General features: G+C 65.8%; 21 protein-coding genes. 4 read left to right on the top strand and 17 right to left on the bottom strand.

The window, feature by feature from the left end; all coding sequences use genetic code 11:
• Nucleotides 1–30: 30 nt before the first annotated feature.
• Complete coding sequence (locus SCD90_RS10495) at nucleotides 31–558, top strand: gamma carbonic anhydrase family protein (RefSeq protein WP_319844628.1); 528 nt, start codon at nucleotides 31–33, stop codon at nucleotides 556–558.
• On the opposite strand, the gene SCD90_RS10490 is transcribed toward SCD90_RS10495, so the two are convergent.
• The 8 genes from SCD90_RS10490 to SCD90_RS10455 form a co-directional block, all read right to left on the bottom strand.
• Nucleotides 555–1,877 carry a lipopolysaccharide biosynthesis protein gene (locus SCD90_RS10490; RefSeq protein WP_319844627.1) on the bottom strand — a complete coding sequence of 441 codons (1,323 nt, stop codon included), beginning with the start codon at nucleotides 1,875–1,877 and terminating at the stop codon, nucleotides 555–557. The genes SCD90_RS10495 and SCD90_RS10490 overlap by 4 nt on opposite strands.
• Nucleotides 1,878–1,915: 38 nt before the next feature.
• Nucleotides 1,916–2,977, bottom strand: a complete 1,062-nt coding sequence (locus SCD90_RS10485; RefSeq protein WP_319844626.1) for a CobW family GTP-binding protein — start codon at nucleotides 2,975–2,977, stop codon at nucleotides 1,916–1,918.
• Nucleotides 2,974–4,164 carry a D-alanyl-D-alanine carboxypeptidase family protein gene (locus SCD90_RS10480; RefSeq protein WP_319844625.1) on the bottom strand — a complete coding sequence of 397 codons (1,191 nt, stop codon included), beginning with the start codon at nucleotides 4,162–4,164 and terminating at the stop codon, nucleotides 2,974–2,976. Before SCD90_RS10480 ends, SCD90_RS10485 begins: the two co-directional genes overlap by 4 nt.
• A gap of 67 nt (nucleotides 4,165–4,231) precedes the next feature.
• Nucleotides 4,232–4,843 (bottom strand): CAP domain-containing protein, encoded by a 612-nt coding sequence (locus SCD90_RS10475; protein ID WP_319844624.1) that lies wholly within the window; start codon nucleotides 4,841–4,843, stop codon nucleotides 4,232–4,234.
• Between the two features lie 20 nt (nucleotides 4,844–4,863).
• Nucleotides 4,864–7,167 carry a DUF3772 domain-containing protein gene (locus SCD90_RS10470; protein WP_319844623.1) on the bottom strand — a complete coding sequence of 768 codons (2,304 nt, stop codon included), beginning with the start codon at nucleotides 7,165–7,167 and terminating at the stop codon, nucleotides 4,864–4,866.
• 134 nt (nucleotides 7,168–7,301) lie between these two features.
• Entirely contained in the window at nucleotides 7,302–7,967 is a 666-nt protein-coding gene (locus tag SCD90_RS10465) for a TerC family protein (protein ID WP_319844622.1), read from the bottom strand.
• Between the two features lie 646 nt (nucleotides 7,968–8,613).
• Nucleotides 8,614–9,228 (bottom strand): response regulator transcription factor, encoded by a 615-nt coding sequence (locus SCD90_RS10460; protein ID WP_319844621.1) that lies wholly within the window; start codon nucleotides 9,226–9,228, stop codon nucleotides 8,614–8,616.
• 1 nt (nucleotide 9,229) lies between these two features.
• Complete coding sequence (locus SCD90_RS10455) at nucleotides 9,230–10,918, bottom strand: sensor histidine kinase (protein ID WP_319844620.1); 1,689 nt, start codon at nucleotides 10,916–10,918, stop codon at nucleotides 9,230–9,232.
• A 74-nt stretch (nucleotides 10,919–10,992) separates the two neighbouring features.
• Here SCD90_RS10455 and phnC point away from each other — a divergent pair, with 74 nt between their 5' ends.
• Genes phnC through phnE form a run of 3 tightly spaced genes read left to right on the top strand, consistent with a single transcriptional unit; the run spans nucleotide 10,993 to nucleotide 13,758 of the window.
• Nucleotides 10,993–11,865 carry a phosphonate ABC transporter ATP-binding protein gene (phnC, locus tag SCD90_RS10450; RefSeq protein ID WP_319844619.1) on the top strand — a complete coding sequence of 291 codons (873 nt, stop codon included), beginning with the start codon at nucleotides 10,993–10,995 and terminating at the stop codon, nucleotides 11,863–11,865.
• A gap of 24 nt (nucleotides 11,866–11,889) precedes the next feature.
• On the top strand, nucleotides 11,890–12,894 hold the full coding sequence (gene phnD / locus SCD90_RS10445; RefSeq protein WP_319844618.1) for a phosphonate ABC transporter substrate-binding protein: 1,005 nt from the start codon (nucleotides 11,890–11,892) through the stop codon (nucleotides 12,892–12,894).
• Nucleotides 12,895–12,948: 54 nt separating this feature from the next.
• On the top strand, nucleotides 12,949–13,758 hold the full coding sequence (gene phnE / locus SCD90_RS10440) for a phosphonate ABC transporter, permease protein PhnE (protein WP_319844617.1): 810 nt from the start codon (nucleotides 12,949–12,951) through the stop codon (nucleotides 13,756–13,758).
• Between the two features lie 19 nt (nucleotides 13,759–13,777).
• Here phnE and SCD90_RS10435 read toward each other — a convergent pair whose 3' ends face one another.
• Genes SCD90_RS10435 through phnG form a run of 9 tightly spaced genes read right to left on the bottom strand, consistent with a single transcriptional unit; the run spans nucleotide 13,778 to nucleotide 20,635 of the window.
• Nucleotides 13,778–14,341 carry an MOSC domain-containing protein gene (locus tag SCD90_RS10435; RefSeq protein ID WP_319844616.1) on the bottom strand — a complete coding sequence of 188 codons (564 nt, stop codon included), beginning with the start codon at nucleotides 14,339–14,341 and terminating at the stop codon, nucleotides 13,778–13,780.
• On the bottom strand, nucleotides 14,338–14,949 hold the full coding sequence (phnN, locus tag SCD90_RS10430; protein ID WP_319844615.1) for a phosphonate metabolism protein/1,5-bisphosphokinase (PRPP-forming) PhnN: 612 nt from the start codon (nucleotides 14,947–14,949) through the stop codon (nucleotides 14,338–14,340). The genes SCD90_RS10435 and phnN overlap by 4 nt, the downstream gene beginning before the upstream one ends.
• Nucleotides 14,949–16,091: an alpha-D-ribose 1-methylphosphonate 5-triphosphate diphosphatase gene (locus SCD90_RS10425; RefSeq protein ID WP_319844614.1), complete on the bottom strand. Its 1,143-nt coding sequence runs from the start codon at nucleotides 16,089–16,091 to the stop codon at nucleotides 14,949–14,951. The genes phnN and SCD90_RS10425 overlap by 1 nt, the downstream gene beginning before the upstream one ends.
• Before the next feature lie 10 nt (nucleotides 16,092–16,101).
• Nucleotides 16,102–16,806: a phosphonate C-P lyase system protein PhnL gene (phnL, locus tag SCD90_RS10420; RefSeq protein WP_319844613.1), complete on the bottom strand. Its 705-nt coding sequence runs from the start codon at nucleotides 16,804–16,806 to the stop codon at nucleotides 16,102–16,104.
• A 3-nt stretch (nucleotides 16,807–16,809) separates the two neighbouring features.
• The gene (gene phnK / locus SCD90_RS10415) at nucleotides 16,810–17,583 is read right to left on the bottom strand and encodes a phosphonate C-P lyase system protein PhnK (protein WP_319844612.1); all 774 of its coding nucleotides are present in this window, start codon (nucleotides 17,581–17,583) and stop codon (nucleotides 16,810–16,812) included.
• A complete protein-coding gene (locus tag SCD90_RS10410; protein ID WP_319844611.1) occupies nucleotides 17,580–18,497 on the bottom strand; it encodes an alpha-D-ribose 1-methylphosphonate 5-phosphate C-P-lyase PhnJ in 918 nt (305 codons plus the stop codon). The genes phnK and SCD90_RS10410 overlap by 4 nt, the downstream gene beginning before the upstream one ends.
• Entirely contained in the window at nucleotides 18,494–19,594 is a 1,101-nt protein-coding gene (locus SCD90_RS10405; RefSeq protein WP_319844610.1) for a carbon-phosphorus lyase complex subunit, read from the bottom strand. Before SCD90_RS10405 ends, SCD90_RS10410 begins: the two co-directional genes overlap by 4 nt.
• Nucleotide 19,595: 1 nt before the next feature.
• Nucleotides 19,596–20,177: a phosphonate C-P lyase system protein PhnH gene (phnH, locus tag SCD90_RS10400; RefSeq protein ID WP_319844609.1), complete on the bottom strand. Its 582-nt coding sequence runs from the start codon at nucleotides 20,175–20,177 to the stop codon at nucleotides 19,596–19,598.
• Between the two features lie 2 nt (nucleotides 20,178–20,179).
• Entirely contained in the window at nucleotides 20,180–20,635 is a 456-nt protein-coding gene (gene phnG, locus SCD90_RS10395; RefSeq protein ID WP_319844608.1) for a phosphonate C-P lyase system protein PhnG, read from the bottom strand.
• Between the last annotated feature and the right edge of the window lie 13 nt (nucleotides 20,636–20,648).

Below are 20,648 nucleotides of genomic sequence, written 5' to 3'. Positions count from 1 at the left end.
CGGCGATGCGCAATCTGGTAAAGGCGGGCCATGCCCCTTCATCGCCTCGGCGCGCTTGCGCCCGACCTGCCATCGATTGGAAACTACTGGATCGCACCTGACGCCCGGATCATCGGGAATGTGCGGCTTGGCGAGGGCGCGACCGTCTGGTTCGGCGCCGTGCTGCGCGGCGACTGCGAACTGATCGACATCGGCTCCGGCTCCAATGTCCAGGACGGCTGCGTGCTGCACGTCGATCCCGGATTCCCGCTGACATTGGGGAAGCATGTCTCCGTTGGACACCGGGCCATTCTGCACGGCTGCACCGTCGGCGAGGGCTCGCTCATCGGCATGGGCGCGACGGTGCTCAACGGCTGCGTGGTGGGACGCAATTGCCTTGTCGGAGCCAATGCGCTGCTCACGCAGAACGCAGTCTTCCCGGACGGATCGCTGATCCTAGGTTCGCCGGCCAAGCGGGTCCGTGACCTGACGGACGAGGAGATCGCCCGCTGCCTGCGGACGGCGGAGGGCTATATGCGGAATGTGGCCCGCTATGGTCAGGACTTTTCCGACTTCTAGACCAGCGCAATGCCCAGGCGGCGGCGGACCAGCGCCACCAGCGCCCCCGATTGCAGCGCCAAAGTGAGGCTCGTCGCGACAACCGCCCCTCCGGCGCCATAGCGCGGCACGAGCAGCAGGTTCATCACCAGGTTGAGCAGCAAGGCGAGTGCTGCAATGGCCGCCGCGGCTTTCTGCTGTCCGGCCATTGCGAGCAAGGGCTCCACCGGACCAGCCGCCGCCCGCGCCAGCAGACCGGCCGCGATCAGCGGGAGGAGGTAGAAGGCGGATGTGAAGTCCGGGCCGAACAGCCACAGCAAGGGCCAACCTGCGGCCAGCAGTCCCAGTGCCACGGCAAGCGAAGGCCACAGCGTCCATCGCCGGCAGGTGCGTGCGAAAGCCGAAAGGCGCTCTCTGTCTCCCTGCACATGATATTCGGCGAAGCGCGCAGCGCTCGCGGCCTGCACGGCAAACATGATGAAGGACATGACCGACATCAGCTTGGCAGCCGCGAAGTAGCGCGCGATCTCAGAGGCCGGGACGAAGCGCTCCATCACCAGCACGTCGACATAGGTCAGCAGAAGGTAGAAGCCGTTCATGAGGAGGAGCGGCCAGGCCATGGAGAGCCACGCCGCTGGCTCGAAGCTTCGGACAACTCCCCGCGAACGCAGCCTGCCGCGCAGCAGGATCCACTGCACCAGCCAGCACAGAAGAAGCGACGCGAAGCTCAAGCCGAGCAGGACCGCGGCGTCCAGCATCCAGCCGGCAGCGGCGAGCCCACTCGCGACCAGCAGGATCAGGAGCGGCTGTGCCAGATACGCAGGCACGTAGGCCAACCCTGCCCAGTGATGGGCGCGGGCGATCCCCTCCTGGAAATCGATGGCGACGAAGACGGGGATGCAGGCGCAGGCCAGCAGCAAAGGAAGCCTCAGTTCCGGCCCTGCGTGACGCTCCACCAGAAACGCGGCGGCAAGGCTGACCATGGCAGAGATGAGGATGGCCAAAGCCGCGCCGCCGCGCGCAAAGCCCAGCAGGTGCCCGTCCTGTCCCCTGTCCTTATATTCGGGGATCAGCCGCTGCGCCGCGGCCGACAGCCCGACACCGGCCAGACCTCCGCCAAGCAACACCCACACCCAGGCATAGGCGTAGAGACCGTACTGATGAGCCCCCATCCAGCGGGCCAGCAAGACCTGCAGCACAAGGGCGAGACCGGCATTCCCCGCACGCAGGAGAAAGGTGGTGGACGCCATGCGGCGGGCGACGGCGAGATGTCCGTCTCCGGAGAACAAGGCACGCAGGCGTGCCCCCGTGACGGTTCGGGTATGATCGGGCTGGCCCACGCACTGTCCCTGTTTCCTGCGTGCTTACACGCCCGGGATTAAGAAAGGTGTGGCGCCAGCAACGGGTCGACGGACGGCATCGCGGCGGCGTCGGCGAAGGCCTCGTAGAGCCGGATCACCGCTTCGCCGTCCAGATCCTTGCCGATCAGGACGATGCGGGTGCGCCGATCCTCGTCCGGCCAGGCGGGCAGCCTGCGCGGCGGGTGGAAGATGTGCTGCACGCCATGGATGACCACGGGGCGATCCGGATCGTCCGTCGTGCAGACCAGCCCCTTGAGCCGCAGGATGCGCGGACCGAACTCCGCGCGCAGAAGATCGACGAACATGCCGAAGGCCTGAGGCGGCAGCTGTGCCTCGCTCCACAGCACGGCGGAGCGGATGTCGCCCTCGTGCCCGGCTGGGACCTCAGAAGAACGTGCGCTTCCGAGCCACTCGCCCAGATTCGAGGCCCTCACGTTTTCGCCCCACGGCGCGACGCCGAAAAGCTGCGAAGCGGAAGCACCATCACGGGCCATGTCCAGCACCGGAACGAGAGGCGCGAGCGCCCGGATTCCGTCGCGGGTGGCACGTCCGGCCTCGCCATGCTCGTCCATGTCCGTCTTCGTCAGAACGATGCGATCTGCCACGGCAACCTGACGCCGCGCCTCTTCGTGTTCGGCCAGCGAGCGTCGCCCGGTCATGGCGTCCACAACCGTCACCACGCCGTCGAGCACGTAGCGCATCTGAACCAGGGGATGGGCCTGAAGCGCGTGCAGCACTGGCACGGGGTCGGCGAGGCCGGTGGTCTCGAGGATCACGCGGTCGAAACTGGCGATGGAACCCTCGTCGCGCCGCATCACGAGGTCGGCCAGGGTGTCCACCAGATCGCTGCGCACCGCGCAGCAGAGGCAGCCGCCCGCCAAGGTCACGACATCCCCGTCCACGCTTTCGGCGAGCAGATGATCGTCGATTCCGATCTCGCCCAACTCGTTGACCAGCACGAGGCTGCGCTGAAGGGCCGGCTCCTTCAGAAGCCTGTTCAGCAGCGTGGTCTTGCCTGCTCCCAGAAAGCCCGTGAGGACGGTGAGCGGAATGGCTCCGCGCAGCGTGCCGGCGTTCACTTCGTCAGTTTGGCTGGGCGGGGCCGCGGCATCGGAACATCGGATCCGGAAGCTGTCTTCTCGATCACGGGTGCGGGCGGCGCAAGGCGCTCGGCCAACGCGATGAACTCAGGAGGTCCGTTCGGATTGGGACCGAGGAAGCCCTGCAGCACCGGACCGGGCTCCGGCTTTTCCAGCAGCAGTGGACGTTGGGCATCGCCCGTATAGCTCATCGTCAGGCCCGCCTTCAGCGCGCCGGGCCCGGCACCGACCAGATCGCCCTCGCCATTGTCGGCGACTTCACCGACAGCCTCGGGAGCAACCTTCTTCTTCTCGCAGATTTCCGCCCGCATGTTCGGCGCTTCGGACGCCACGCTCGCGAGCGTTTGGACCTCCTGTCCGGTCCGCCAGAATGTCCAGCTGCCGAAGCCGGCCTCCAGCATCTGAGCCGCGTGCTGGGTGCGCTCCTTGGCGTTCGCCTCGCCCATGACAACCGCGATGAGGCGGCGCTGACCGCGCTGCGCCGATGCCACGAGGTTGAACCCGGACGGACAGGTGAAGCCTGTCTTCATGCCGTCGGCGCCCTCGAAGCGGCCCAGCAGGCTGTTGTGCCCGCGGATCAGGCGCTTGCCGAGTTGGACGCCGGTTGCCTTGTAGAGCATGGCCGATTGTGGATAGTCGCGGTAGATCGCCCGCGCCAGGATGGCCATGTCGCGTGCGCTCGTGACCTGGAGCGGATCGTACCAGCCGTTGGGATTTGTGAAATTGCTCTCGCGCATGCCGAGCTGCCGGGCGACGGCGTTCATTTCCGTCACGAAGGTCTCGACATTACCACCCACGCCTTCGGCAAGGGTCACGGCCAGATCGTTGGCGGACTTCACGATCAGAAGCTTCAGCGCGTTCTCGACCGTGATGACGGTGCCGACCGGGAAGCCCATCTTGCTGGGCTGCTCTTCCTGCGCGCGCTGCGTGTAAACCAGAGGCGTGTCGAGGCTGATGCGGCCCTGCTTGACCGCGTTCAGCACGACATAGGTCGTCATCAGCTTGGTCAGCGATGCGGGAAACCAGCGATGCGTCGCCTCCTGCGCATACAGGACGCGTCCACTATCTGCATCAATGACGAGCGCCGGCTTCGCGGCTGCCAAGCTTGCCGGGCCCATCGCGGCAAGCAGCACGCAAAGCATCAGACGCAACGAACGGGTCATCATGAAGTCTGTCCGACCTTTCAGTACCGAGGACGGGTGGTTTTTAACGCGCCCTCAGGCCTAAGGCGAGTCACCGTGACGGGAGCAGGGCCGCGACGCCGGCCGGCGGCGGCGCACCCCATACGGCTGGGCCGCCCGTGCCCGTGTCAGGCTCCGCCACCACCATGGTCCAGAACACCTTGTATTTATGCCCGGGAGCCTGAGCGACGGCGATGCCGATACGGGTCGCCGAGGGCATCAGCATGTTCTTGCGGTGGCCCGACGACTCCCGCCAACCCGAGAAGGCCTCCGCGAGCGTGTGGTAACCGCCGGCCACGTTCTCCGCGATGCGTGTGTAGCGGTAGCCCTGCGAACGGGCACGTGCGTCCAGCGGGCCGTCGCCCGAATTGTGGCTGACCTGGCCCTTGCGCGCCATCGCCCGGGAATGCTCGAGCGCGATCCGGCTCAATGCGGGATCCAGCGTCACCGGTCCCAGACCATTGTTGCGGCGGAAGCCCGAGACCATCTCGGCCGTGGTCTCTCCATCGACCTGCGCGCCCGGCGGCACCAGGCTGCGATACATTGCCGGCTCCTGAGGCGGGATATAGGCCGGCGGCGCACCGGCACATCCGGACAGCAGAGCCGCCGCCAGCAGCCCTGCCGCGGCGTGGGAGAAGATCCGGGACGGCAACTTGTGTGACACGATGGACGATCCTGTAGCGCTCACGGTGAAGCCGTGATGTTCAGACCCTTAGCCTGCAATTGCGTAAGAATGTCCAAATACAGGTCACCTTTCGTGGAGGCCACCTGTCTCGGAGAGGCGACGTAGCAGAAGACCTGCCACTGGACGCCGGAATCGGTCGTGGACACGATCTGGATGATCGGCGCGGGGCTCGACAGCACCGCCCTGTGCGAGGTCACCACCTCCAGCAGGATGCTGCGCACCTCCTGAACACCTGCGGCGAAGCCGGTGCCAAGATTGAGTTGCACCCGGCCCAACGGATTCTGGTGTGTGCGGTTCAGCACCGGCTTCGTGATCAGGTCGGAATTCGGCACGATCACCGTCGAGCGGTCGAACTGCTCGATTAAGGTGGAGCGCACGCTGATGCGCCGGACATTGCCCTCCTGCGAACCGATGCTCACCCAATCGCCCACCTTCACCGGCCGTTCGGCAAGGAGGATGAGGCCGGAGACGAAGTTCGAGACCACGGACTGCAGGCCGAAGCCGATACCGACCGAAAGGGCACCGGCCACGATAGCCAGCTTTTCGAGGCCGAAGCCCACCGACGACACCGCCACGGCGACGGCGGCCAGCACACCGGCATAGCCGGTCGCGGTCCGGATCGAGTTCTTGAGGCCCTCGTCCAACCGGGTGTGCGGAAGGTAGCTTTTCTCCAGCCATCTTTGCACGCCCCGGGTCAGGAGCACCCCGCCGATGAGAAACACCAAGGCGCCCAGGATGGCCGCAGGAGAAACCGACAGGCTGCCGAGCTGGAAACCCGACAAGGCGCGGCGGAACCAGCCTACCGCATCGCCCGACTGAACGCCCCAAGGTGCGGCCGCCATGAAGAGGGCAAGCGTGATCAGCAGCAGGCGCATGACGCCGGAGAAGATGGCGCAGAGCTGGTCGAAACTCTGGTCGCGCAACCCGATCGTACCCTGCGCGAACCGCCCGATGGCGCTGGCCGAGCCGGCGCACAGCCCGTCGACGAGCTGGTTCAGCATGTAGAACATGGCGCCGATGATGCTGAGCCAGATCATCTGCTGCGCCAGGAAGAAGGCCAGAGAGACATAGCCGGCGACAAGGCAGACCAGCACCGCACCGATCAGGATCCAGGCCACCACCCGGACCACGCCCCTGCCCCAGCCCGCGTCCTGCTCAGGACGCGGCGCATCGGCCGTTTCGGCGGCATAGAGCGACGGGCGGAGGGCGGCCGCGAATGCCGCAGCCACCAGCAGCGCGGAGATGCCATCGATCGCGACTGTGGGAGCGAGCCCGACGCCGGTGGAGTCGAGGAAAGCCCTCACGGCCCGTGTCAGGACATAGATCGTGCCGATCCACAGCGGATAGGGCCTCAGCCTTTCCGCTGCGGCATTGCTCAGGTCGGTCAGCCGCCAGGATGGCCGGCCGGGCGCCAGCACGGCATGGGTGAGGCCCGCGATGAGCCCCAGCACACCGGTCAGGATGACCAGCCTGGTCATGAAGGGGATGAGGCGGTTCGGAACCAGTCCGGGCCCGACAAGGCCCTGGAATACGATGAAGGCTGCGGCCAGGGGCGCGGCGGTGATGATGATCACCAGCAGCAATGCCACCGCCGATCTCTTGACGCCCGGTCCCGTGTCCTGCGCGAACACGTAACGGCGCGCGAGGCGCTGCACCGCTACCCGCAGAGGCCACGCGATGACGATGGCAAGCAGGATCGCGCCGGCGAGAATGGCGCCGGTCTGAGGGCTCAGCTTGCCCGTGAACTGATTGGCGAACTGGTTGAGCAGAGCCTGTGAAGCCGCCCAACGGCGTGGCGCCTCGCTGGCAACGGCCGTCCACAATTGGGGGGAAAGAAGTGAGTAGGAGCGGTTCAGGACGCGGCTGGCGAAAAGGTCTCGTCGCTTCGCGGTGGCGCGCTCCAGCGCCTGATCGGACTGGACAAGAAGCAGGCCGGCGCGCTTAAGCGCTTCGTCGATGGGCTGGCGTGTGGCCAGCTGCGCATCGCGTTCCTGCGTGATCTCGGGACTTTCCGGGGGTGCGCCCTCTGCAGGCTTCTCTCCCAGCTGGCTTATCCGGGTGTTGATCGCCTGCTGCTGGGGCGTCAGCGAGCCCTGAACGTCCCCGATGCCGCTTCTGGCCTCGTTGATCCGGGTGACCAGTTCACCAAGCGCGCCATCGTCGAGGTCAGGCTTGGCAAGCTCCACTTCTATCGCATCGAGCGTTGCCTTGGTCGCGTCGAGCTGGCGGTTCTGTTCTTCCTGCGCCACCCCGTAGACCCCGGAGAAGACGAGCAGGAGGAGCCCGGCAAGTGGCGCGAGCATCAGTTTTCGGAAGGAAGTCATCGCGCCCCGTGGACAGAAGATATGCGGATGGACGCGCTAACTCCGAAAACAATGTGGCGAGGTGACGAATTTCGCCACCCCGCCCTGCTTAAGTTCAATGCTGATCTAGGAGATCAGGCGGCGCCCATGACATAGGGCGAGATCTCCTGCCAGCCGCGCCACATCATGTCGAGCGCGACGTAGAGGATGACGGCCAGACCGACATAGGCAATCCAGCGGTGCTTCTGCAGCAGGTTGGCGATGAACGAGGCCGCGAGGCCCATCAAGGCGATCGACAGGACGAGGCCGAAGATCAGGATCTCCGGATGCTCGCGTGCCGCACCGGCGACGGCGAGCACGTTGTCGAGCGACATCGAGACGTCGGCGACGATGATCTGGATCGTGGCCTGCTTGAAGGTCTTGGTAGGCGCGCGTCCACTCGAAGCGACCTTGCCGTCCGTGTCGTATGTCGCGTCGTCGACGTTCTCGGCCGCCTCGTGCTCATGCGAGTGCGGCGTGCGCAGTTCGCGCCACATCTTCCAGCTGACCCACAGCAGCAGCACGCCACCGGCGAAGAGCAGACCGACGATCGCCAGCAACTGGGTCGTCAACAGAGCGAAGATGATGCGCAGGACCGTCGCGGCGCCGATGCCGACGAGGATGACCTTGTTGCGCTGTTCCTTGGGCAGCCCCGCGGCCGCCAAGCCGATAACGACCGCATTATCGCCCGCCAGCACGAGGTCGATCATGATGACCTGCATCAGCGCGGTCAGCGCCTCGGCTGTAAAAAATTCCGCCATACCCCTAGTTCCCTTCAGCGTTGAAGGGACACGGGCGGGCAGCCGACGGCCGTCATCGTCCCCCGGAAGGGCGAACTGGTCGTTCTCACCACACGGCATGCCGTGCGGGTCCGTGGCTGCCAGCCAACGTCCCTTGAGAATTCCAGTCCGACATCGCAGCCCTTAAGCTGCCAGCGGGGCCCGGCCTGGTCCTATTAAGCCTCTAATTCGCAGACAGCAGAGGCGATAACTGTGCCACTTGGCCGGGCTCACTCAGGACGCCCGCCGCAAAGCCGATGAAGACGCACGTGCTGGCAACATCCCAGCACGTGATGCGATTGCCCTGCTGCTGCGCACCGGAGAACCAGCCCCAGGCGGCCACAGCGAGCCCCACGCCAAAAGCGACTGCGGCGAAGGCCGGCAGAACCAAAGGCGTGGGAAGTATGAGAACGAGTGCGCCAAAGGCGGCCAGGGCTGCGCCAGCCATAACGGCCGTCTGCGCCTGCCAGCCTGCCGCCCGGAAGGGTGCAAAAGAAGGCCAACGACCCCCGGTACCCTGTGCCACGGCGTTACTCCCTTTCGGACGAGCAAACGGAACCGTTTGCATTCCTCAAGAGAGTACCGGGATAACTACCGTCGCGGTATTCGCAGCAACACTGCCGTAGATTTACAGTGCGATGCGCCCTAGTCTCACGGCCTGCCGAACAAGGACAGCCACGCTCTCGGCCTGCATCTTCTCCATGATGACCGCGCGATAGCTTTCGACGGTTCGGGAAGAAATGTCGAGTTGCGCCGCGATGGCCTGGCTTGTGTGACCCGCAGCCACCAGGTCGAAGATCTCGGCCTGCCTTTTGGTCAGGCGGTTGAACTGGATAGCCAGCTTCTCGCGCGAGCTTTCCGCGTCCTGCTGCGCCAGGGCCCGTTCGATGCCCCTGTTGATGGCGGCGACCAGTTGCACATCGTCCACGGGCTTCTCGATGAAGTCTTCCGCTCCTGCCTTGATGCCATCCACGGCCATGGGAACGTCCGCATGGCCGGAAATGAGGATGATGGGCAGGCGGATGCCGCGTCGCACGCACTCCCGAACAAGCTCGATGCCGTCCATCTCCGGCATCCGGACGTCGGCCACCACGCATCCGCGCCGGCCCTGGGTGTAGGCGTCCAGAAACGAACGGCCGGATGCGTGGGTCTCCACGTGGAAGCCGAAGACGCTGAGCATCTCCGCAAGTGCAGCACGCACGGCCTCTTGATCGTCAACTACAAAAATGGTCGAGGGAGACATGTCAGTTGGCCGCGCTAGTGTTCAGAGGAATTGAGAAACGAAATTCAGTGGCACCGGACCTGCCTGAATGCAGCCAGACCTTGCCGCCGTGGGACTCCACTATGGATACACATATCGGCAGCCCCAATCCAAGACCTCCGTGCTTCGATGTCATCAAAGGTTCGAACACTCTTTCGGCAAAATCAGGGCCGAGGCCCGGTCCGTTGTCCGCAACCGAAATCTCGATCCGCTCAGGCTCGGCCTGATAGAATGCCGAGATATCGACCTGTCCTTTGCGCTGTTCCGCCTCCGAGATGGAGTCGATGGCATTGCGCACGAGATTGAGGACGACCTGCTGCAACTGCACGCGGTCGGCCCGTATCTCGGGTAGATTTTCGGGCACTCTCAAGCGCAGGCTGATGTGCTTGGCACGGGCTTCCGCCTCCACCAGCAGCAGGGCATCCGCGATCATCGGCCGCACTTCGACCTTGCTGCGATGCGGCTGCCCGCGCCTCAGGAAGTCCCGCATGCGTCGAAGCACGGAACTGGCGTGGTCGATCTGCGCCATGACCTTCGCCAGATTGACGCGGGCACGCTTGAGGTCCGGATCTCCGGCATCGAGGATGTGCTGGGCAGAACGCGCCAGAGCGCGCGCGGCTGTCATGGGCTGGTTGATCTCGTGGGCGAGAGCGGAGGCCATTCCGCTGACCAGATGAAAGCGATCAGCCTGAGCCGCCTTGGCCTCCATGTCTCTCAGCCTTGCCTCGGCGGCACGGGCCCGCGCGTTCGCGTTCTGGCGTTCGCTGACAACGGCGCCGACGGTCAATCCGGTCCCGCTCAGCACGAACATCAGGGTCTGGAACTCGGTGAAAACCGCCGTGTCCGATCCATGCGCACGAAGGAGACCGACAAGGGCGAACTGCGTGAAGGCAAGGGAGAGGCATGCGCCGTCGATGCCGAAGCGGACACCGGACAGGATGACGGGCACGAACAGCAGATAGAAGTGGCGGATGCCCGCTTCGAGCCCGATGCCCGCGATGATCGCCATGCCGGCCATTACCAGCAAAGCGTGGAGCAGGACCTCGGGCCGGCGCAGCAGGCCAGGCACGGTGGTGTCCCTGACCCCGATGAGGCGCAGAAGCAGCGGCGATATCACCGCGATGCCGATGACGTCTCCCAGGAACAGCGGCAAAAACGCGAAGCGGACATCCTGCCAGCCGAAGTCGACATCGAGCACGAGGAGAAGCGGCAACATGACCGTGGCAAGCATTGCTCCGGCGGCACCGGCACCGAGAACGACAATGATGTGGGAAAGCCGGTTCATGCCCAGTTCGAGGCGGCCATAACGGCGGGCGAGATAGGCCGTGCCGCCATAGACCGCTGAGATGATCAAGGCGATGCCAAGGATCAGCGGCCAGGACAGCCGCGTCTGAAGCACCACGAGTTCGGCCAGGATGACGCCGCAGAACAGAACCCCCGCATAGCCGGGGCCGCGCACCAGCATCAGCGCGAACAGGAAGCCCAGCCCCGGATTCCAGGGGGTAACCGGCACCCCCTTGTGCTCGTGCATGAAGCTGAGCCACTCCAGCAGCACGAAGGCTGCAACGGCGACGGCCGGCATCAACAGGACGCGCCACTGCCTGATGTCCATCCGCCACTTGGTGGACGCCCCGAAGGGTGCCGACAGCTTGGGCTCTGCATTCTCGCTCATGGCTTGATCCTAGCGTGACGGCGGGCCGGTAACACGTCATCCGTGCGTCATCCACGGCCGCTAGGGCAAGCGGCATGAACGCAACGTCACCCGCACTCTCCGTCCGCAATCTGTCCAAGAGCTACGGCGCCGTCACGGCGGTCAACGCCGTCTCCATCAGCATCGCAGCCGGTGAACGGGTCGCATTGATCGGAGCATCGGGCTCCGGCAAGTCCACGCTCATCCGCATGGCTTCCGGCCTTCTGGAAGCGGACCGCGACGTCGGCGAAGTTCGCATCTTCGGCGAGCTCGTCCAGGCCAATGGCCGTCTCGCATCCGATGTGCGGATGGTGCGCCGGCGGGTCGGGCTCATCTTCCAGAAGTTCAATCTGGTGAACCGGCTCTCGGTGACCACCAACGTCCTGATCGGCTCGCTTGGCCGCCACTCCTCGCTGCGCGGCCTGCTCGGCCTGTTCAGCAAGGAAGACCGGCACAACGCCCGCATTGCCCTGGCTGAAGTCGGCATCTCCGAACACGCGAAGAAGCGGGCGGAGCAGCTTTCCGGCGGCCAGCAGCAGCGCGCCGCCATCGCCCGCGCCCTCGTCCAGCAAGCCGAGATCATCGTCGCGGACGAGCCGATCGCCTCGCTCGATCCCAAATCCGCCAAGCGGGTCATGGACCTCCTTGCCGAACTGAACCGCAAGAAGGGCATCACGCTCCTCGTCTCCCTGCATCAGGTGGATTACGCGCGCGCCTATTTCGACCGCGTCATCGCGATGCGACAGGGCACGGTGGTCTTCGACGGACCGGCCGACCGGCTGACGCCGTCCTTCCTGACCGAACTTTACGGCGCCAGCGCCGAAGAACTGATCCTGCCGGGCCAGTCGGGCCCGGGGACGGACTTTGAGGGGGGCATCCTCGACGTCCAGCGCATCCGCGCGGCTGAAGACATCGCCCGCGCGTCCTGACACGGCAAATCTAGGAGAGAGACCATGAAGACGTTCGTCGTAGGCGCGTTCGCCGCGCTCATGCTGGCCGGCGGCGCCAGCGCCCAGGAAGCACCCAAGCAGCTGAACTTCGGCATCATTTCCACGGAGTCCTCGGCGGCCCTGTCGAAGAGCTTCGAGCCGATGCTGAAGGACCTCGAAAAGGCCGTCGGCGTTCCGGTCAAGGCGTTCTTCGCGCAGGATTATGCCGGCGTCATTGAAGCCATGCGCTTCAAGAAGGTCGATCTGGCCTGGTACGGCAACAAGTCGGCCATGGAAGCCGTCGACCGCGCCAGCGGCGAAGTGTTCGCGCAGACCACGAAGCCGGACGGCACCAAGGGCTATTACCCGCTCATCATCACCAACAAGGATCGTTCCGACATCAACGATCTGAAGGACGTGCTGGATTGCTCGAAGGGATACAACTTCGGCAACGGCGACGTGAACTCCACCTCCGGCAACCTTGTGCCGAGCTACTACGTGTTCGCGCTCAACAATGTTGACCCGAACAATTGCTACAAGCGCGTCGTGACCGGCAATCACGAAGGCAATGCCATGGCGGCCGCCAACAACCAGGTCGACATCGCCACCAACAACACCGAGAGCATGGACCGCCTCCAGATCACCCGTCCGGAAGCGCGCGCCAAGATCAAGGAAGTGTGGCGTTCGCCGCTCATCCCTTCGGATCCGCTGGTGTGGCGTTCTGACCTCGCGCCCGAGATGAAGGCAAAGGTTCTCGCCTTCTTCCTCGGCTATGGCCGCCTCGGCACGCCCGAGGAAGTCACCCGCGCCCGCGACATCCTGAAGACCACGTCCGACGGCTGGGGCGTGTTTGCGCCGTCCTCCAACGCGCAGCTCTACCCGATCCGCCAGCTCGAGCTCTTCAAGTCGAAGACCAAGATGCAGAACGACGACAAGATGGCTGCCGACGAGAAGGCAAAGAAGATCGCCGAGATCGACGCCAAGCTCGCCGAGCTCGACAAGGCCATGGCCAGCACGCCGAACATGTAAGCCGGATCGCGGGAGAGAGCCCCTGCTCTCTCCCGCACCACCTGAAAGCACAGCATGACCACCGCCACGCCGACGACCACCGCCGCTGATTTCCGCGAGCCGATTTCACCTGTCCGGATCCTCGTGAGGACGGCGCTCACCGGTGTGGCTGTCGCGGTTCTCGTCTGGGCATGGAACAGCGCCGAGATGGCTCCGGTCCAGCTCTGGCGCGATGCCGGAAACATGGCCGAGCTCGGCAAGGACTTCCTGAAGCCGGACTTCGAAGATGGCCGCTTCTACCTGCGCGGACTGGCCGAGACCCTCGCCATCGCGGTCTGGGGCACCCTGCTCGCCGTGATCGTCGGCATTCCCTTCGCGCTGCTTTCCGCCAGCAACATCGCGCCCGCGTGGATCACCATCCCCATCCGGCGGCTGATGGACGCGCTGCGCGCCATCAACGAACTGGTCTTCGCGCTGATCTTCATCGCCGCCGTGGGCCTCGGGCCGTTCGCCGGCGTGCTCGCGCTGTTCCTGCACACCACAGGCATCATCGCCAAGCTGTTCTCGGAGGCCGTGGAGGCCATCGACCACGGCCCCGTCGAGGGGATCCGTGGCACAGGCGCGACCAAGCTGCAGGAGATCGTGTTCGGCGTGATCCCGCAGGTCCTGCCGCTCTGGATCTCGTTCACGCTCTATCGCTTCGAGAGCAATGTGCGCTCGGCCACCGTCATCGGCATCGTGGGCGGCGGCGGCATCGGCATGACCTTCAACGAGGTCATGCGCTCGTTCCAGTACGAGAAGGCCGGCGCAATCCTGATCATGGTGATCCTGGCCGTGTCCACGCTGGACATCGTCAGCCAGATGATCCGCCGCCGCTTCATCTAGCAGCGGCGGCCGGGCGCTCTCAGACCTTGTCGAGCTTGCGGTGGGGTCCTGCCGGAAGCTCGATACGGATCTCGTCGCCCGGCTCGATGCGTCCGCCCTTCACCACCACGGACATGACCCCCGATTTGCGGACCAGCCCACCCTGGGCATCGCGGCCGAGCAGCGCCGACATCAGGCCGGGCTGGAACGCGTCGATCTGCGAACAGGGATTGCGCAGCCCGGTGACCTCGACCACGGCGTCAGGTCCGATGTGAAGGCGGGTGCCCTCAGGCAGGTCCAGCAGGGCGATCCCGCGGGTCAGCACGTTTTCGCCGAGGTCTCCCGCCCGAACGGTGAAGCCTCCGGCCGCCAGTTCATCGAACAGTTCTGAGTGGATCAGGTGAACCTGCCGCAGATTGGGCTGTGTCGGATCGCGCGCCACGCGCGAGCGGTGCTGCACGGTGACGCCGAGATGCCCGTCGCCCTCGACGCCCAGGCCCTCAAGCAGGGTGATGGACGGCTCCACATCCTTGCTGAAGCTGTGGCCGGGGCGGCGGCTGACGGACAGAACCGACCCGCTGGCCGATTGGTCTTCGATGTTCATGGCGCACCTGACAGATGTAGCGTGTTAGGGACTGACAGCTGGTTCAGTGCCGCTGCGTGCTGCGTGATCACTTCGGTGAGTTCGCGGCCGGCGTCCCCCAGAGCGCCATCGTTCACGATGGTGCGGTCTGCCTTGACGCTGCAAATCTCGGCAGACCGGCTGAGCCGCTTCGCGAGATCGCCATCCTCCGCGCGGTTTCGACCGGCCAGGCGAGCCGCAAGCACCTCGGGCGGCGCGGTGATCTCGACCGCCAGCACGCCGGGAAAGTTGAGGCGGCACCATGGCACCACGCCTCGGGAGACGTTGCAGATCACCACGGATCCCCGGTGCGCCGCGTCCAGAACGCTGCGGGGCAAGGCATAGCCCAAGCCATGGGCACGCCAGCTTACGGCGAACGCGCCGGAACGCTCGGCTTCCGCGAAGGAGGCCTCATCCATGGTCTGGTGCTGTTCGTAGGCGGAGCTTGGCCGCGTCACCACGCGCTCGGGAAACACGAAGCGCGGATCGCGGGCCAATGCGCTGCGCGCGAAGTCAATCAGGCTGTCCTTGCCCGCGCCGCTTGGACCGCCAACCAGCACGAAGCCGCCGATCCCCGTGTGCTCCGGCATCAGGAGACCCGCTCCCCGCCGCGCCACACCCTTCGCACGACCGGCATGTCGCCGATGGCCGCAACCCGCACAAGATCGGCGCGAAGGCCGGGCGCGATCTCTCCGCGATCGGAAAGGCCGGTCGCCAAAGCGGGCGTGCGCGTCACCTTGCGGATGGCGTCCGCCAGCGGAATGCCGGCCATGCGCGGCAATGCGAAAGCGGCCATCAGCAGGCTGCCGGGCACGTAGTCGGACGAGAGGATGTCGAGACCGTCATGGGCCGCGAGATCGAGCGCGGCCAGATTGCCCGAATGCGAGCCGCCACGCATGATGTTCGGCGCGCCCATCATCACGGCAATGCCATGGCCTCGCAGCGCAAGCGCCGCTTCCATCGTGGTCGGGAACTCGGCAAGCGCCACACCCTCCCTGACCGACATCGCCACTTCGTCAGGCGTGGTGTCGTCATGGCTGGCAAGCGGAATGCCGCGCGCTTCCGCGAAGGCGATGACCTCCGGACGATTGCGCTCGCTGTGAGCGGCATTTTCCCCGACCCGACGTTCCATCTGCGCGCGGAACTCCTCGACCGAACGCCCGGTCTTGCCGGTGTAGTAGATCAGGTATTTGTCGATATCCCGGAACTGGCGCTGGCCCGGCGTGTGGTCCATCAGCGACATCAGGCTGATCGGGAAGCGCTCCGCGAAACCGTTGATGGCCTCCACCACATCGGGCGACGGCACTTCGCAGCGCAGATGAGTCAGGTGCTCGGCACGCATCAGGCCTGATTCCCGCGCCTGCTGCAGGGCCTTTCCGAGGTCCATCAGATCGGCTCCGAGACCGCCGCCGTCGAGATCCGATCCGGCTCGCAGCGAATCGAACACCGTGGTGATGCCGGATGCGGCGATCTGCGCGTCATAGGCCATGACGGCGCCGAGCGCGTTCCACCGCACCTTGGGGCGCGGCAGGAAATGGCTTTCCAGATGATCCGTGTGCAGCTCGACAAGGCCGGGGATCAGGTAGTCGCCGCCGGCGTCGATGCCCCGCTCGGGCGCCGCGCCCTCTCCGATCTCGGCGATCACGCCGTTCTCGACGGCCAGCCAGCCGCGCACCACGCGGTCGCCCAGCACCAGTTCCGCGTTCTCGATCAGGCGCAATGTGTCCGGCATATCTTGGTCCTCAGGCAGCCGATCTAGCGGTGAAGCGTGTCACGTCCACGACGCGGCTGGCCACGCTGCGCCGAACATCCTCGTCGTGAAAAATGCCGATGATGGCGGTGCCCGCATCCTTCTTCTTCTCGATCAGATCAACGACGACGGCACGGTTGGCGGCATCCAGCGAAGCCGTCGGTTCGTCGAGCAGCAGCACCGGCAGATCGGCGATCAGCCCACGTGCGATGTTGACGCGCTGCTGCTCGCCGCCGGAGAACGTGGCGGGTGGCAGATCCCAGAGACGCTCGGGCAGGTTCAGCGCATCGAGCAATTCTCCTGCGCGGCGCGCAGCCTCGTCCCGACCCAGCCCGCCTTCGCGCCCGGCCGCCGCAACCACTTCGCGGGTGCCGACACGCGGGATCACGCGCAGGAACTGGCTGACATAGCCCATCGTGTTCTTGCGCAGGGCAAGGATGCGGCGAGGTTCAGCGCTGGCGACGTCCACGATCTCCTCGCCATCGCGGATCAGGATGCGGCCGCTGTCGCAGCGGTAATTGCCGTAGATGATCTTCAGCAGCGAGGACTTGCCTGCGCCTGAAGGGCCGCCCAGCACCACGCATTCGCCGGGCAGGACGTCGAACCCGACATCGCGCACGACATCCAGCATGGTGCCGCCGCGGAGGTGGAGCGTGAACGCCTTGGAGACGCCTTCGAGGGAGACGAGCGGTGTCATGGGTCAGGCCGCCAGAACGGAGGAAACGAGAAGCTGCGTGTAGGGCTCGCGTGGATCGTCGAGAACCTGGTCCGTGAGGCCGGTCTCGATTACGCGCCCGCCACGCATCACCATCATGCGATGAGAGAGCAGCCGCGCCACCGCGAGGTCATGGGTGACGATGACGACGGCGAGGCCCATCTCCTGGACGAGGCCGCGGATGAGGTCGAGCAGGCGCGCCTGCACCGAAACGTCGAGCCCCGAGGTCGGCTCGTCCATGAAGACGAGGCGGGGCGAGGTCACGAGATTGCGGGCGATCTGCAGGCGCTGCCGCATGCCGCCGGAGAAGCTGCGCGGGCTCTCGTCGATGCGCGCCGGATCGATCTCCACGCGCGCCAGCCAGTCAGATGCGGCGGTGCGGATATCGCCATAGTGCCTCGCGCCGACTGCCATCAGCCGCTCGCCGACATTGCCGCCGGCGGACACCGGCATGCGCAGGCCCTGCGTCGCATCCTGCCGGATAAAGCCCCAGTCGGTGCGCGCCAGCAGGCGGCGCTCGGCTTCGCCAAGTTCGGTCAGGTCACGCACCTCACCGGAGCGCAGGCGGTAGGTCACCCGCCCCGCATCGGCGGCGAGATCGCCCGACAACAGGCTCAGAAGGGTCGATTTTCCGGAGCCGGATTCACCGACGACGGCCAGCACCTCGCCCTCATGCAGATCCAGCGATATGGCATCGCAGGCGGTGCGTGTGCCGAAGCTCTTGGTCAGGCCCCGCGCCGTCAGGAGAGGCGTGCTCATGATCGTGCCTCTTCCGTCGCAGGCTTCGGGGCAGCCAGCGCGTGGCCGGCCATAGGTCCACGGTGGCCGGCATCCCGGCGCTCCTCGCAGAAATCAGTGTCCGAGCACACGAACATGCGCCCGCCCCGGTCATCCAGCACCACCTCGTCAAGGTAGACGCCCTCGGCCGCGCACAAGGCGCACGGCTCGCGGAAGGTCTGCACCCGGAACGGGTGATCCTCGAAGTCCAGGCTCCGCACCCGCGTGTGCGGCGGCACGGCATAGATGCGCTTCTCGCGCCCGGCGCCGAACAGCTGCAGTGCGGGGCAGTCGTCCAGCTTCGGATTGTCGAATTTCGGGATCGGCGACGGGTCCATCACATAGCGGCCCTCTACCTCGACCGGGTAGGCGTAGGTCGTGGCAATGTGACCGTGGCGCGAGATGTCCTCGTACAGCTTCACATGCATCAGGCCATATTCCCCAAGCGCATGCAGGGTGCGGGTCTCGGTCTCGCGCGGTTCCAGGAACCTCAACGGCTCGGGGATGGGCACCTGATAGACAAGGATCTGACCGGCTACGAGTTCACGCTCGGGAACGCGGTGGCGGGTCTGGATAATGCTGGCATCGGCGGTGTGCGTGGTGGTGCGCACGCCGGCCGTCTTCGCGAAGAACTTGCGGATCGACACCGCGTTCGTCGTGTCGTCGGAGCCCTGGTCGATGACCTTCAACACATCATCGGGGCCGAGAATGGCTGCGGTCACCTGCACGCCACCCGTGCCCCAGCCATAGGGCATGGGCATTTCGCGGCTGGCGAACGGCACCTGATAGCCGGGGATCGCGATGGCCTTCAGGATGGCGCGGCGGATCATCCTTTTGGTCTGCTCATCGAGATAGGCGAAGTTGTAGCCGTCCTGTGTGGTCACGGGGGTGCTCATTCCGCTGCCTCCCTCTCCGGCTGCGGCGCACGCCGGGCCTCATGTTCCGCGCGAAGCTGCCGGACGAGATCGAGCTCGGCCTGGAAGTCTACGTAATGCGGCAGCTTCAGGTGCTCCACGAAGCCGGTCGCCTGAAGGTTGTCGCAATGCGACAGCACGAACTCCGCGTCCTGTGCAGGCGAGACGACATCCTCGCCAAGTTCCCGGGCCCGCAAGGCACGATCCACCAGCGCCATGGCCATCGCCTTGCGCTCGCCGCGCCCGAAGGCGAGCCCGTAACCGCGGGTGAACTGCGGCGGCGCATCGGACGTGCCGGCGAACTGAGTCACCAGTTCGCACTCCGTCAGCGCGACATCACCCAGCGGCACCGCGAAACCGAGCTCTTCGGGCGTGAACTCGATCTCGACCTCCCCCACCCGGATTTCGCCGGTGAACGGGTGCGTGCGGCCATAGCCGCGTTGCGTGGAATAGCCGAGCGCCAGTACGAAGCCCTCGTCGCCACGCGCAAGAGCCTGCAGGCGCAGGTCGCGGCCTGCCGGGAAGTCCAGCGGCTCGCGGGTGAGATCGGCGACGGGCATCCCGCTGTCCTGCGGCACGGCCTCGATCAGCCCTTCATGGTCGAGCAGGTTCATCACATGCGGCATTGCCTCATCGCGGGCGTCCGCCTGCAGCACGGGGGGCACATCGCCGCCGGCCGCCAGCGCGAAGTCCACGAGGCGGTGCGTGTAGTCGAAGGTCGGCCCGAGCACCTGCCCGCCCGGCAGGTCCTTGAAGATGGCGGAGACGCGGCGGGAGGCGCGCATCCTGTCGGTCTCCATCGGCTCTGAGGCTCCGAAGCGGGGCAGCGTGGTGCGGAAGGCGCGGACGAGGAACACCGCCTCGATGAGATCGCCGCGCGCCTGCTTCAGGGCGAGCGCCGCGAGATCGGGATCGTACAGCGAGCCCTCGGTCATCACGCGATCCACCAGCAGGGTCATCTGCTCGCGGATCTGCTCCACAGAAAGGTCCGGAATGGACAGGTTGCCTCGCCGGTCTTCCGCCAGAAGCGCGTGGGCGTTCTCGATGGCGGCCTCGCCGCCTTTAACCGCGACATACATGTCAGCGCCTTTCGATCTGAACGGAACGGGGCAGGCCCGCGACGCAGCCCGCGCCCGCCAGCAGGACATCCACCCCGCAGGGGGCGAGTTGGCGGTTCTCAGCCCATCGGGCGATGAAGTCTGAGGGCAGCGGACTCGCGGAGAGCGTGGCCTGCTCGCGGATGCCCGGCCCGCTCAGCACGAGGTCTCCTGAGGCCGCCAGATCGTGCACGGCGAGGAGGAGGGTCGCCGAACGGTCGGGATAGGCCGAGCTTCCCTGCGCGAAGGCGCTGAACGCGGGGCAGGACTCCGCATCGAGGACCAGCGCGAACGCCGCGTCAGCCGGGTCGGAGACCGCTGGCGCGCCCGTGTGGAAGCGCAGGAACGCCACGACGTCAGGGGTCGCCAGCGGCGCATCCATCCAGAACGGCGTCTCATGGTCGAACAGGGTCAGCGCGAGCGCCGCGAGTTCGGCGGGAAGCGGGGCTGGCGGGATGAGGCTGGGCTCCAGCGCCTGCAGCGTGCCCGGCTGGGCCAGCGCGTTCATGGCTGCCCGGAAGGCTCGCTGCGCGTCAAAGACGGGATTGGCAAAACCGCTTTGCATGATCAGTCCTCCCCTCGTGCGAGCGTGAAGAAATCGACGCGCGTGGCAGCAACCTTGCGCTGACGAATTTCCCGGTCCTCGCGGATGCGAACAGCGATCGGATGGAGTGCGGCATCGACATCGCCCCTCTTGTCCGTCTGCCAGAGAGCGTCGAGCACTGCGGCGGCGCGGGCTTTCTGCTTGTCGCGGCCCAGCAGGTAAGACACGCCGACCTCGCCGCTTGGCAGGCGCACCGCAGCGCGCGTCACCGTCACCTCGCCGGCGTTGAAAGGAGCGCCGGTTCCACCGATCCGGCCACGCGCCATGACGAGCCCGAGTTCCGAGGGACGCAGATCCTCGATCCCCTCTCCGGGAGCAAGGACCCGTAGCGCCTCGACGAGTTCGGCTGCGGTGGCGCGGGCATAGATGCCCATCGCCGTTTGCCGTGCCGTCTGGTGTCTCTTAAGATCGTCGTTCATAGATTCTTTTCGC

This window comes from Terrihabitans rhizophilus, assembly GCF_033898525.1.
In the GTDB taxonomy this organism is placed as follows: domain Bacteria; phylum Pseudomonadota; class Alphaproteobacteria; order Rhizobiales; family Methylopilaceae; genus Flaviflagellibacter; species Flaviflagellibacter rhizophilus.
The sequence above is the reverse complement of the archived record's forward strand: the minus strand, read 5'-3'. Positions and strand labels throughout refer to the sequence as shown.

What these genes read in the sequence shown, in the direction of transcription:
- phnH (WP_319844609.1), bottom strand. Translation starts at nt 20,177, where the DNA reads ATGCAAAGCGGTTTTGCCAATCCCGTCTTTGACGCGCAGCGAGCCTTC.
- SCD90_RS10455 (WP_319844620.1), bottom strand. Translation starts at nt 10,918, where the DNA reads ATGAGCGAGAATGCAGAGCCCAAGCTGTCGGCACCCTTCGGGGCGTCC.
- SCD90_RS10495 (WP_319844628.1), top strand. Translation starts at nt 31, where the DNA reads ATGCCCCTTCATCGCCTCGGCGCGCTTGCGCCCGACCTGCCATCGATT.
- SCD90_RS10425 (WP_319844614.1), bottom strand. Translation starts at nt 16,091, where the DNA reads ATGCCGGACACATTGCGCCTGATCGAGAACGCGGAACTGGTGCTGGGC.
- SCD90_RS10410 (WP_319844611.1), bottom strand. Translation starts at nt 18,497, where the DNA reads ATGAGCACCCCCGTGACCACACAGGACGGCTACAACTTCGCCTATCTC.
- SCD90_RS10480 (WP_319844625.1), bottom strand. Translation starts at nt 4,164, where the DNA reads ATGATGACCCGTTCGTTGCGTCTGATGCTTTGCGTGCTGCTTGCCGCG.
- SCD90_RS10405 (WP_319844610.1), bottom strand. Translation starts at nt 19,594, where the DNA reads ATGTATGTCGCGGTTAAAGGCGGCGAGGCCGCCATCGAGAACGCCCAC.
- phnK (WP_319844612.1), bottom strand. Translation starts at nt 17,583, where the DNA reads ATGAGCACGCCTCTCCTGACGGCGCGGGGCCTGACCAAGAGCTTCGGC.
- SCD90_RS10465 (WP_319844622.1), bottom strand. Translation starts at nt 7,967, where the DNA reads ATGGCGGAATTTTTTACAGCCGAGGCGCTGACCGCGCTGATGCAGGTC.
- SCD90_RS10470 (WP_319844623.1), bottom strand. Translation starts at nt 7,167, where the DNA reads ATGCTCGCGCCACTTGCCGGGCTCCTCCTGCTCGTCTTCTCCGGGGTC.
- SCD90_RS10435 (WP_319844616.1), bottom strand. Translation starts at nt 14,341, where the DNA reads ATGAACATCGAAGACCAATCGGCCAGCGGGTCGGTTCTGTCCGTCAGC.
- phnN (WP_319844615.1), bottom strand. Translation starts at nt 14,949, where the DNA reads ATGCCGGAGCACACGGGGATCGGCGGCTTCGTGCTGGTTGGCGGTCCA.
- phnG (WP_319844608.1), bottom strand. Translation starts at nt 20,635, where the DNA reads ATGAACGACGATCTTAAGAGACACCAGACGGCACGGCAAACGGCGATG.
- phnL (WP_319844613.1), bottom strand. Translation starts at nt 16,806, where the DNA reads ATGACACCGCTCGTCTCCCTCGAAGGCGTCTCCAAGGCGTTCACGCTC.
- SCD90_RS10460 (WP_319844621.1), bottom strand. Translation starts at nt 9,228, where the DNA reads ATGTCTCCCTCGACCATTTTTGTAGTTGACGATCAAGAGGCCGTGCGT.
- phnC (WP_319844619.1), top strand. Translation starts at nt 10,993, where the DNA reads ATGAACGCAACGTCACCCGCACTCTCCGTCCGCAATCTGTCCAAGAGC.
- phnD (WP_319844618.1), top strand. Translation starts at nt 11,890, where the DNA reads ATGAAGACGTTCGTCGTAGGCGCGTTCGCCGCGCTCATGCTGGCCGGC.
- phnE (WP_319844617.1), top strand. Translation starts at nt 12,949, where the DNA reads ATGACCACCGCCACGCCGACGACCACCGCCGCTGATTTCCGCGAGCCG.